This window comes from Pseudomonas sp. NPDC087814 (genome assembly GCF_044742865.1).
Taxonomy (GTDB): Bacteria; Pseudomonadota; Gammaproteobacteria; order Pseudomonadales; family Pseudomonadaceae; genus Aquipseudomonas.
In genome coordinates this window covers 239,990-250,899 of record NZ_JBIUVK010000004.1, presented here as the reverse complement: position 1 = coordinate 250,899, position 10,910 = coordinate 239,990, and the positions used below count along the sequence as shown (strand labels likewise).

The 10,910-nt window shown below is 58.6% G+C and carries 10 protein-coding genes; 2 read left to right on the top strand and 8 right to left on the bottom strand.

Annotated features, from left to right (window positions below; genetic code table 11):
* Positions 1–312: 312 nt before the first annotated feature.
* The 4 genes from ACIOMR_RS05855 to sdhC are packed head-to-tail and all read right to left on the bottom strand — an operon-like array spanning position 313 to position 3,544.
* Entirely contained in the window at positions 313–1,017 is a 705-nt protein-coding gene (locus ACIOMR_RS05855) for a succinate dehydrogenase iron-sulfur subunit (RefSeq protein WP_003210571.1), read from the bottom strand.
* An 11-nt stretch (positions 1,018–1,028) separates the two neighbouring features.
* A complete protein-coding gene (gene sdhA / locus ACIOMR_RS05850) occupies positions 1,029–2,804 on the bottom strand; it encodes a succinate dehydrogenase flavoprotein subunit (RefSeq protein ID WP_003210572.1) in 1,776 nt (591 codons plus the stop codon).
* Positions 2,805–2,807: 3 nt separating this feature from the next.
* Complete coding sequence (sdhD, locus tag ACIOMR_RS05845; protein WP_003210573.1) at positions 2,808–3,176, bottom strand: succinate dehydrogenase, hydrophobic membrane anchor protein; 369 nt, start codon at positions 3,174–3,176, stop codon at positions 2,808–2,810.
* Positions 3,170–3,544, bottom strand: coding sequence for a succinate dehydrogenase, cytochrome b556 subunit (gene sdhC / locus ACIOMR_RS05840; protein WP_008433998.1), 375 nt, complete (start codon positions 3,542–3,544; stop codon positions 3,170–3,172). The genes sdhD and sdhC overlap by 7 nt, the downstream gene beginning before the upstream one ends.
* 363 nt (positions 3,545–3,907) lie before the next feature.
* Here sdhC and gltA point away from each other — a divergent pair, with 363 nt between their 5' ends.
* A complete protein-coding gene (gene gltA / locus ACIOMR_RS05835; RefSeq protein WP_401192810.1) occupies positions 3,908–5,197 on the top strand; it encodes a citrate synthase in 1,290 nt (429 codons plus the stop codon).
* A 162-nt stretch (positions 5,198–5,359) separates the two neighbouring features.
* On the opposite strand, the gene ACIOMR_RS05830 is transcribed toward gltA, so the two are convergent.
* From ACIOMR_RS05830 to ACIOMR_RS05820, 3 genes are all read right to left on the bottom strand, one after another.
* On the bottom strand, positions 5,360–7,018 hold the full coding sequence (locus tag ACIOMR_RS05830) for a cation acetate symporter (protein ID WP_003210576.1): 1,659 nt from the start codon (positions 7,016–7,018) through the stop codon (positions 5,360–5,362).
* The gene (locus ACIOMR_RS05825) at positions 7,015–7,326 is read right to left on the bottom strand and encodes a DUF485 domain-containing protein (RefSeq protein ID WP_003210577.1); all 312 of its coding nucleotides are present in this window, start codon (positions 7,324–7,326) and stop codon (positions 7,015–7,017) included. The genes ACIOMR_RS05830 and ACIOMR_RS05825 overlap by 4 nt, the downstream gene beginning before the upstream one ends.
* Positions 7,327–7,566: 240 nt before the next feature.
* Positions 7,567–8,418 (bottom strand): glycine betaine ABC transporter substrate-binding protein, encoded by an 852-nt coding sequence (locus ACIOMR_RS05820; RefSeq protein ID WP_008433997.1) that lies wholly within the window; start codon positions 8,416–8,418, stop codon positions 7,567–7,569.
* Between the two features lie 330 nt (positions 8,419–8,748).
* Between ACIOMR_RS05820 and ACIOMR_RS05815 the strand changes: the two genes are divergently transcribed.
* A complete protein-coding gene (locus tag ACIOMR_RS05815; RefSeq protein WP_401192805.1) occupies positions 8,749–10,302 on the top strand; it encodes a glycosyl hydrolase family 17 protein in 1,554 nt (517 codons plus the stop codon).
* Positions 10,303–10,400: 98 nt separating this feature from the next.
* Here ACIOMR_RS05815 and ACIOMR_RS05810 read toward each other — a convergent pair whose 3' ends face one another.
* A complete protein-coding gene (locus ACIOMR_RS05810; protein ID WP_003210580.1) occupies positions 10,401–10,769 on the bottom strand; it encodes a hypothetical protein in 369 nt (122 codons plus the stop codon).
* Positions 10,770–10,910 lie beyond the last annotated feature (141 nt).

The window sequence follows — 10,910 nt, the reverse complement described above, 5'->3', positions numbered from 1 at the left end:
AATGAAACATAACACCAGATCAACATCAGATGCATCACTAAATCATTCATGATTTGACAACCACGATATGGTTACACCACCGGCGAAAACACCGAGTTTGCTTGCAAAAGGCCAAGTGCAGCGACCAAAACAAGCCACATAGGATCACGCTGATAGTTCGGGTACCAACCCGAATGCCCCTGCTTGTCTCATTTCTTCAAAATAAGAGCCGCGTCTTTGTAAGTCGCTGCTCAAGTTAAAACTACGGCGCCGGTTGAAGCCTGCGCCGTAGCATCTACGGGCACAACGGTCCTGCTTTTACTACAACGTCGGTTACACGCCGCTTTGCAGCAGCATGCTACGTACGTGACCAATGGCCTTAGTCGGGTTCAGGCCTTTGGGACATACGTTGACGCAGTTCATGATCCCGCGGCAGCGGAATACGCTGAACGGGTCATCCAGCGAAGCCAGACGCTCGGCAGTCTTGGTGTCACGGCTGTCTGCCAGGAAGCGGTACGCTTGCAGCAGGGCAGCTGGGCCCAGGAACTTGTCGGGGTTCCACCAGAAGGACGGGCAGGAAGTCGAGCAGCAAGCGCACAGGATGCACTCGTACAGACCGTCCAGCTTCTCGCGCTCTTCCGGAGTCTGCAGACGCTCGATGGCCGGAGCCGGCGTGTCGTTCTGCAGGAATGGCTTAACCTTCTCGTATTGCTTGTAGAAGATGCTCATATCGACGACCAGGTCACGGATAACCGGCAAACCTGGCAGCGGACGAACAACCAACTTGTTGCCTTTCACCACGGAAGACAGCGGCGTGATGCATGCCAGGCCGTTCTTGCCGTTGATGTTCATGCCGTCGGAGCCGCAAACACCCTCACGGCAAGAGCGACGATAGGAGAAACCTTCGTCCTGCTCTTTAACCAGGGCCAGCACGTCCAGCACCATCAGGTCCTTACCACCGGTATCGACCTGGAATTCCTGCATGAACGGCGCAGCGTCCTGATCAGGATTGTAGCGATAAACACTGACTTTCAACATGGCAGCCACCCTTAGTAAGTCCGAATCTTCGGTTCAAACGTCGGAACCGTCTTCGGCGAGAAGTTCACGGCACGCTTGGTTACGCGCTTGTCACCCGGGAAGTACAGGGTGTGGCACAACCAATTTTCGTCGTCGCGGTCTTCATAGTCTTCACGAGCGTGAGCACCACGGGATTCTTTACGAACCTCGGCGGCGATCGCAGTCGCTTCAGCCACTTCCAGCAGGTTTTGCAGCTCAAGGGCTTCGATTCGAGCGGTGTTGAACGCCTGGCTCTTGTCGTTGATCTTGACGTTGGCGATGCGCGTACGCAGGTCAGCCAGCTGGGCGATACCTTTCTGCATGTATTCGCCGGTACGGAACACACCGAAGTAGTTCTGCATGCAGCTTTGCAGCTCTTTGCGCAGGGAGGCGACGTCTTCGCCATCGGTACGCGAGTTCAGGCCATCCAGACGTGCCAGGGCAGCGTCGATGTCGGACTGGCGTGGACGCGCGTAATCAACGCCTTCCTTGAGGGTCTGCTCCAGGAACAGGCCGGCGGCACGACCGAATACCACCAGGTCAAGCAGCGAGTTGCCGCCCAGACGGTTGGCACCGTGAACCGATACACAAGCCACTTCACCTACCGCGAACAGACCAGGGATGATCTGGTCGACACCGTCGGCGTCCTGGGTGATCGCCTGGCCATGAATGTTGGTGGCAACGCCGCCCATCATATAGTGGCAAGTTGGAACAACCGGGATCGGCGCAACAGCCGGGTCAACGTGGGCAAAGGTCTTGGACAGCTCCATGATGCCTGGCAGACGGCTGTGCAGCACTTCTTCACCGAGGTGATCGAGCTTCAGCATTACGTGGTCGCCATCGGGACCACAGCCGTTACCGGCGATGATCTCTTTAACCATGGAACGGGCTACAACGTCACGACCGGCAAGGTCTTTGGCGTTCGGAGCATAACGCTCCATGAAGCGCTCGCCGTTCTTGTTGATCAGGTAACCACCTTCACCACGGCAACCTTCTGTAACCAGTACACCGGCGCCGGCGATGCCGGTCGGGTGGAACTGCCACATTTCGATGTCTTGTACCGGGACACCTGCACGCAGGGCCATGCCGATACCGTCACCGGTGTTGATCAGGGCGTTGGTAGTAGAGGAGTAGATACGGCCTGCACCGCCGGTCGCCAATACGGTGGCGTTAGCCCGCACGTAAGAGGTTTCGCCGGTTTCGATGCAGATAACGATCATGCCTACAAAGGCACCGTCTTCGTTCTTCACCAGGTCGACGCCGTAGTATTCGTTGAGGAATACGGTGCCGGCCTTCAGGTTGGCCTGGTACAGGGTGTGCAACAGCGCGTGACCGGTACGGTCGGCTGCGGCGCAGGTACGAGCGGCCTGGCCACCCTTACCGAAGTCTTTCGACTGACCGCCGAACGGACGCTGATAGATGCGACCCTGTTCGGTACGGGAGAACGGCAGACCCATGTGCTCCAGCTCGAAGACCGCTTCCGGGCCTACGGAGCACATGTATTCGATAGCGTCCTGGTCACCGATATAGTCGGAACCCTTGACGGTATCGTACATGTGCCAGCGCCAGTCATCGTTTGGATCGGCGGAGGCGATGGCGCAGGTGATGCCACCCTGGGCCGAAACGGTGTGGGAACGGGTCGGGAACACCTTGGTGATCACGGCAGTCTTGTGACCGCCCTGGGCCAGTTGCAGCGCAGCGCGCATGCCGGCACCGCCGCCGCCAATGATGATGGCGTCGAATGAAAGCGTATTAACTGTGTTAGCCATGAATCAGATACCCCAAAGAATCTGCACACCCCAGACGAAGTAAGCGAACATCGCGACGCCGCATACTGCCTGGAAGAGAAACCGTACTGCTGTCGCGGACTTGCCCAGCGCCATCGGCGTCAGGTAGTCGGTCGCGATGGTCCACATGCCAACCCAGGCGTGAGCGCCCAGGGCTACAAGGGCCAGCAGACTGAAGATGCGCATCCCGTTATGAGCGAACAGGCCGTGCCATTGGGCGTAGCCAATGCCAGGGTTCGCCGCGAGGTACCCGATCAGGAAGATGAAATAAGCCGCGAGAACAACCGCAGACACACGTTGCGCCATCCAGTCATAGAGGCCCGAACGCGACAGGTTCGTAACGCTGGTTACCATATCCAAACTCCCGCCAGAACGATCAGCACCACGGAAATGGCGATGACGATTTTCGAGCCCAGCTTGCCGCCTTCCAGCGTCTCACCGATACCCATGTCCATGATCAAGTGGCGAATACCGGCCACAAGGTGATAAAGCAGAGCGGACAGGAGGCCCCAGGCGACGAATTTGGCCAGCGGACTGGTCAAGCATGCCTTCACCTCGGCGTACCCTTCTTCCGAACCCAGGGATTTGCTCAATGCATAAAGCATGATGCCCAGGCCAAGAAACAGGATGATGCCGGATACACGGTGCAGGAACGACGTTACGCCGGTGATGGGGAGTTTGATGGTCCTTAGGTCTAGGTTTACAGGTCGTTGGCTATTCACGGCTTTTTTTCACACTGAAGAGCCCCTAACAATCAGGGCAAAGTTGTTGGGGAGTGCACTGGTCAGGTAACCACCACCCAGGGAGTGCGACCCCCATCAAAACGGGCCCAAAAGCCCCTGGCGGTCGGAGGCCGAGTATAGACAGTTAGGCAACTAATGACAACGCGCACTCCTCACCCTAATAGCGCATTGCGCTGGCGGCATAAAAGGCGTAAACGGCAGGTAATTTCGAGGAAAAAGTACGGTTAAAGCCTTCTGGAGCAAGACTTTAGGCAAATTGACATCTGAATTTATCTCACTATAGTGGTGCGGGCCCTGCGTGGGGGGTCTGTCTGATGATTTGAAGCATAAATAGGAGGCCACATGGCTGACAAAAAAGCGCAGTTGATCATCGAGGGCGCAGCCCCCGTCGAGCTGCCCATTTTAACCGGCACCGTTGGTCCCGATGTTATCGACGTACGGGGCCTGACGGCCACGGGCCGTTTTACATTCGACCCAGGCTTCATGTCGACCGCCTCATGCGAGTCGAAGATCACCTATATCGACGGTGATAACGGTATCTTGCTGCACCGCGGCTACCCGATCGAACAGCTTGCTGAACAGTCGGACTACCTGGAAACCTGCTACCTGCTGCTTAATGGCGAATTGCCAACAGCTGAGCAAAAGGCCCAGTTTGTCAGCACCGTGAAGAACCACACCATGGTTCACGAGCAGTTGAAGACCTTCTTCAACGGCTTCCGTCGCGACGCCCACCCGATGGCCGTCATGTGCGGCGTAGTCGGCGCCCTGTCGGCCTTCTATCACGACTCCCTGGACATCAATAACCCGCAGCATCGCGAAAACTCCGCGATCCGCCTGGTTGCCAAGATGCCGACCCTGGCCGCAATGGTTTACAAGTACTCCATGGGTCAACCCATGATGTACCCGCGCAACGACCTGACGTACGCGGAAAACTTCCTGCACATGATGTTCAACACCCCGTGCGAGATCAAACCGATCAGCCCGGTGCTGGCCGCCGCGATGGACAAGATCTTCATCCTCCACGCCGACCACGAACAGAACGCCTCGACCTCTACCGTGCGCCTGGCGGGCTCTTCGGGTGCCAACCCGTTCGCCTGTATCGCCGCCGGTATCGCCGCACTGTGGGGCCCTGCCCACGGCGGTGCGAACGAAGCCGTATTGACCATGCTCGATGAAATCGGCGATGTCTCGAACATCGACAAGTTCATCGCCAAGGCCAAGGACAAGAACGATCCGTTCAAGTTGATGGGCTTCGGTCACCGGGTCTACAAGAACCGCGACCCGCGCGCCACCGTAATGAAGAAGACCTGCGACGAAGTGTTGAAGGAACTGGGCATCAAGAACGATCCGCAACTCGAACTGGCCATGCGCCTGGAAGAGATCGCCCTGACCGACCCGTACTTCATCGAGCGCTCGCTGTACCCGAACGTCGACTTCTACTCGGGGATCATCCTCAAGGCGATCGGGATTCCAACCAGCATGTTCACCGTGATCTTCGCCCTGGCGCGGACCGTAGGCTGGATCTCCCACTGGAAAGAAATGCTCTCCAGCCCGTACAAGATTGGCCGTCCGCGCCAGCTGTACACTGGCTACGAGTCGCGTGACATCACCAAGCTGGAAGACCGCAAGTAAGCTGATCGCTACTTGGCTACACCGAAAACGGCCTCCTTTGATAGGGAGGCCGTTTTTATTTGTGCCGGATTTGAGAAACAGTTTTGTCGTATTCGTTACCAATAAAGGCAAAAAAAAGCCCCGATCTCACGACCGGGGCATTTTTTTGTAACTGTTACGGGCTTAGTGGCTAACCGCCCCACTCGCCCCCAGGCCAGTCTGCGAACGCACAAACTGCGGGAAGTACAGCGCACGTTCCTTCTCTGCCGCCGCCGATTTGTCGGTGATGGAGAAGAACCAGATGCCGATGAACGCAATGATCATCGAGAACAGCGCCGGGTACTCGTAAGGGAAGATCGCCTTCTCATGGTGCAGGATCGAGACCCAGATGGTTGGGCCGAGGATCATCAGGCCAACGGCGCTGATCAAGCCCAGCCAGCCACCAATCATTGCACCGCGGGTGGTGAGGTTTTTCCAGTACATGGAAAGCAGCAGCACCGGGAAGTTACAGCTGGCCGCAATGGAGAACGCCAGGCCCACCATGAACGCGATGTTCTGGCTTTCAAACAGGATGCCCAAGCCAATCGCCAGCACTGCCAGGGCGATGGTGGTGATCTTCGATACGCGAATCTCATCCTTCTCGTTGGCCTTGCCTTTCTTGATCACGCTGGCGTACAGGTCATGGGACACCGCCGAAGCACCCGCCAGGGTCAAACCGGCAACCACTGCCAGGATGGTGGCAAACGCCACGGCCGAGATGAAGCCCAGGAAGATACTGCCGCCCACCGCGTTGGCCAGGTGCACCGCCGCCATGTTGTTACCGCCGAGCAAGGCACCTGCAGCATCCTTGAACGCCGGGTTGGTGCTGACCAGCAGGATCGCGCCGAAGCCGATGATGAAGGTCAGGATATAGAAGTAGCCGATGAAGCCAGTGGCATACAGCACGCTCTTGCGCGCTTCCTTTGCGTCACTCACGGTGAAGAAGCGCATCAGGATGTGCGGCAGGCCGGCGGTACCGAACATCAGTGCCAGGCCGAGGGAGAACGCCGAAATCGGGTCTTTCACCAGGCCGCCCGGGCTCATGATCGCTTCACCTTTAGGGTGAACCTTGATCGCCTCGGCAAACAGCATGTTGAAGTCGAAGTTGACGTGTTTCATCACCATCAGCGCCATGAACGAAGCACCGGACAGCAACAGCACTGCCTTGATGATCTGCACCCAGGTGGTCGCCAGCATGCCGCCGAACAACACATAGAGGCACATCAGGATGCCTACCAGGATCACCGCGACGTGATAATCCAGGCCGAACAGCAGCTGGATCAGCTTGCCCGCGCCTACCATCTGCGCGATCAGGTAGAACGCCACCACCACCAAAGAGCCACAGGCCGACAGGCTGCGGATCTGGGTTTGCCCCAGGCGATAGGACGCCACGTCGGCAAAGGTGTATTTGCCCAGGTTACGCAGGCGCTCGGCGATCAGGAACAGAATGATCGGCCAGCCCACCAGGAAGCCGATCGAGTAGATCAGGCCGTCGTAGCCGGAGGTGAACACCAGCGCGGAAATCCCCAGGAAGGAGGCTGCCGACATGTAGTCACCGGCAATCGCCAGACCGTTCTGGAACCCGGTGATCTTGCCGCCGGCCGCATAGTAGTCGGCCGCCGACTTGTTGCGCTTGGACGCCCAGTAGGTGATGCACAAGGTCGCGCCGACGAAGGCCACGAACATCAGGATCGCTGCGATATTCAGCGGTTGTTTATGCACTTCGCCGGTCAGTGCATCGGCCGCCCAAACGGCAGGTGCAAAGGCCGAAGCGCCGAGTACAGCCAATAGACGACGGATCATTGCGCAGCCTCCTTGAGAATCGCATTGTTCAAGTCGTCGAATTCGCCGTTGGCGCGTCGTACATAGATGCCGGTGAGGACGAAGGCCGACACAATCAGCCCGACCCCGATAGGGATCCCCCACGTGATGGACGAACCGGGGCTGATCTTGGCCCCCAGTATTTGCGGCCCATAGGCAATCAGAAGAATGAAAGCGGAGTAAAGCCCAAGCATGATTGCCGAGAGAATCCAGGCGAATCTTTCCCTTTTACTAACCAGCTCCTTGAAACGCGGGCTGTTTTGAATCGAGAGGTAAATGCTGTCGTTCATTGTTTTTATCCTCGCAGCACAGCTTTTTATTATTGGAACATATCCACTGTATGCGGCTGAGGAACAGGTTCCAGACGACCTTAGTAGTAGAAGGAGTGTAGCGAGGGTTTACGGGTGTGCAGAAACAATTGTAGGAGCGAGCTTGCTCGCGAAAAACGTCAACGGTAACGCGTTCATTCTGGATGATCGCGGTGCCCTTGCGTTCTTCGCGAGCAAGCTCGCTCCTACAGTTTTAACGCCTTATTTAGCAGTCCACTCGGCGACGCGCTCAGGGTGCTTGGCCACCCAGTCCTTGGCCGCCGCTTCAGGCTTGGCGCCCTCTTGGATCGCCAGCATGACTTCGCCGATTTCATCCTTGGAGGCCCACTGGAATTTCTTCAGGAACGCCACGACTTCCGGGGCTTTCTTTTCCAGGCCTTTGCTGCCGATGCTGTTGACGGTCTCAGCAGCACCATAAATTCCTTTTGGGTCGTCCAGGAAACGCAGTTTCCACTTGGCGAACATCCAGTGTGGCACCCAGCCGGTGACCGCAATGGATTCCTGTTTGTCTTCGGCACGGGTCAACTCGGCGATCATCGCCGCGCCCGAACTGGCTTGCAGCTTGTAGTCCAGGCCATAGGCCTTGATTGCTTCGTCGGTCTTGAGCATCACACCTGAACCGGCGTCGATACCCACGATCTTGTTCTTGAAGGTGGTGTCGGTCTTGAGGTCTTCGATGGATTTGGCTTTCACGTACTCAGGCACGATCAGGCCGATCTTGGCGTCCTTGAAGTTGGGGCCGTAGTCGACCACCTTGTCCTTGTTCTTGGCCCAGTATTCACCGTGGGTCACCGGCAACCAGGCGGAGAGCATGGCGTCGAGTTTGCCGGTGGCCACGCCTTGCCACATGATCCCGGTGGCGACCGCTTGCAGTTTCACGTCATAACCGAGCTTTTGCTTGATCACTTCTGCCGCCACGTGGGTGGTGGCAACACTGTCCGACCAGCCATCCACATAGCCGATGCTCAGGGTTTTGCTGTCGGCGCTGGCCAGTGTGGAGCTCATCGCAACTACCAGAGTGGCAGCTGCGCCCAAGAGTCGTCGCATCTTCATAGTGCTTCCCCGAAAGTGCTGCGCCCGGCGGATGCCGAGCGACGTCAACCTGTTGTTATGTGGTGCACCGCGCCCCCTTCACGCGCATCGATCACGTGGGTGCCTCATCAGTGGAGGGCTGACACTTCGATCATCAACCTGCTGCCACAAGCGACCTGCTCTGACTGCGACCTCAGGTAAGCAAGAAACGACATCACATTGCCAGCAGGATGATTTGTAGGACATTCACCGACGATCCCGCCCGAACTTTGCATGTCAAAATTATGCGGCCCCACTGGGACGGCTCAAATCCGGGTAAGATGCGCGCCTTTGCCCCCAGACGGCCTGATCATGCCCGCGACTGCACGTTTCCCGCTCCTGCCCTATTTATTTGCCCTGATCCTCGGTGTGCTGGCCCTCGGCGGCTATTGGTACGGCCTTGGCCAACCGGTGGTGCTGCCGGACGTGGCCAGCGCCAGCCACAAGCTGCAATGTGCGTCCTACACGCCCTTCGACAAAGACCAGTCGCCGTTCGACCAGCCGTTCAAACTGCGCCCCGAGCGCATGGACGCCGACCTGGCGTTGCTGGCCACCCGTTTCGAATGCATACGCACCTACTCCCAGACCGGCCTTGAAGACTTGCCGGCACTGGCACGCAAACACGGCCTGAAGCTGATGAGCGGCGCATGGGTCAGCAGTGATCCGGTGGCCACCGCCAAGGAAGTCGAGGCACTGATCGCTTCGGCCAATGCCAACCCCGACGTCGTCACCTCGGTGATCGTCGGCAACGAAACCCTGCTGCGCAAGGAAGTCACTGCCGCGCAGTTGGTCAAGCTGATCCATCACGTCAAGGACCATATCAAGCAACCGGTCACCTACGCCGATGTGTGGGAGTTCTGGCTGCAACACCCGGAAATCGCCCCGGCCGTGGACTTCCTGACCATCCACCTGCTGCCTTACTGGGAAGATGACCCCTCGGGCATCGACCAGGCGCTCAAGCACGTGGGCGATGTGCGCCAGACCTTCGGCAACAAGTTCGCCCCCAAGGACGTGATGATCGGCGAGACCGGCTGGCCGAGCGAAGGCCGCCAGCGGGAAACGGCGGTGCCGAGCCGGGTCAACGAAGCGAAATTCATGCGCGGGTTCGTGGCCATGGCCGAAGCCAATGGCTGGCACTACAACCTGATCGAAGCCTTTGACCAGCCGTGGAAACGTGCCAGTGAAGGGGCGGTGGGGGGTTACTGGGGCCTGTTTGATGCGGACCGCCAGGACAAGGGCGTGCTCGCCGGCCCGGTGACCAATGTGCCGTACTGGCCGCTGTGGCTGGGGGTTGGCGGGATCATCCTGCTGGGCACGCTGCTGCTGGGTGGCCGCGTGCGCACGACCCGGGCTGCGTTGTTGTTGCCATTGCTGGGCGCCGTGGCGGCCTGCTCGATCGGCACCTGGGCCGAGTTGAACCGGGTCACCGCGCGCTTCACGGATGAGTGGGTGTGGGCTGGATTGCTGGTGGCCTTGAACCTTGCGGTACTGGCTCACGCCGCCCTGGCGTTGAGTACGCGAGAAGGTTGGCGCGAACGCGCCTTCAACTGGCTGGAGCAGCGCGCTGGCTGGCTGGTGGCAATCGCCGGGTTTGCCGGTGCGGTCATGATGCTGGCGCTGGTATTTGACCCGCGTTACCGCAGCTTCCCGAGTGCCGCGCTGGTGCTGCCGGCGCTGGTGTACCTGGTGCGTCCGGTGAGCGGGCTGCGGCGGGAGATTGCATTGCTGGCGTTCATCATCGGTGCCGGTATTGCGCCGCAGTTGTTCCGTGAAGGGTTGATGAACCAGCAGGCGTGGGGTTGGGCGGTGGTGAGCCTGCTCATGGTCGTAGCCTTGTGGCGTTGCTTACGGGTGCGCAAGGCTTAAGACCGCTTTCGCGAGCAAGCCCGCTCCCACACTCGACCGCATTCCAAGGGATGTACTCGGTCAAATGTGGGAGCGGGCTTGCTCGCGAAGAGGCCCTGTCAGGCAACGCGAGGCTTACGGACCAACCGCAACCCCGCAATCACCACCGCAAACACCGCAAAGGTCGTGTTGTACAACGCCAACGCCGGAAACCCGAACACCAGCGCCAACACCGCCAAACCCCACCCGGCCCGGCCCGGCACGAAAAACGCCAGCACCGCCGTGACCAGCGCCGCCCAGCCCAGCACCTTGAAGTGAATCATCAACCCCAGGTTGGAACGCACCTGGCATTCCCAGCGGCTGGCTTCGTCAGCGCAAATGCCCACCCAACGGCCATCCTCCATGAATCCGTAACGCGCGCCATAACTGGCGGCCAGCCAAAGCGGCAGGGCAATAAGCAACAGGATCAGCGGAAAACGGCGGGACATGGGGCACTCCGATAGGCGAAAACGGCGCCCAGCTTAATCCCCCGGTGGCCGTTGGCAAGTTTTGCAAACAGATAAGTGTTCATTAAGGCGTGCCAAAGTGTATCGTCTCGCTACTATTACCCCGATTCCGACGTTTTTTCC

Excerpts from the sequence above, each read along its gene's own strand:
- ACIOMR_RS05855 (WP_003210571.1), bottom strand. The coding sequence starts at position 1,017 with ATGTTGAAAGTCAGTGTTTATCGCTACAATCCTGATCAGGACGCTGCG.
- sdhA (WP_003210572.1), bottom strand. The coding sequence starts at position 2,804 with ATGGCTAACACAGTTAATACGCTTTCATTCGACGCCATCATCATTGGC.
- sdhD (WP_003210573.1), bottom strand. The coding sequence starts at position 3,176 with ATGGTAACCAGCGTTACGAACCTGTCGCGTTCGGGCCTCTATGACTGG.
- gltA (WP_401192810.1), top strand. The coding sequence starts at position 3,908 with ATGGCTGACAAAAAAGCGCAGTTGATCATCGAGGGCGCAGCCCCCGTC.
- ACIOMR_RS05830 (WP_003210576.1), bottom strand. The coding sequence starts at position 7,018 with ATGATCCGTCGTCTATTGGCTGTACTCGGCGCTTCGGCCTTTGCACCT.
- ACIOMR_RS05825 (WP_003210577.1), bottom strand. The coding sequence starts at position 7,326 with ATGAACGACAGCATTTACCTCTCGATTCAAAACAGCCCGCGTTTCAAG.
- ACIOMR_RS05820 (WP_008433997.1), bottom strand. The coding sequence starts at position 8,418 with ATGAAGATGCGACGACTCTTGGGCGCAGCTGCCACTCTGGTAGTTGCG.
- ACIOMR_RS05815 (WP_401192805.1), top strand. The coding sequence starts at position 8,749 with ATGCCCGCGACTGCACGTTTCCCGCTCCTGCCCTATTTATTTGCCCTG.
- ACIOMR_RS05810 (WP_003210580.1), bottom strand. The coding sequence starts at position 10,769 with ATGTCCCGCCGTTTTCCGCTGATCCTGTTGCTTATTGCCCTGCCGCTT.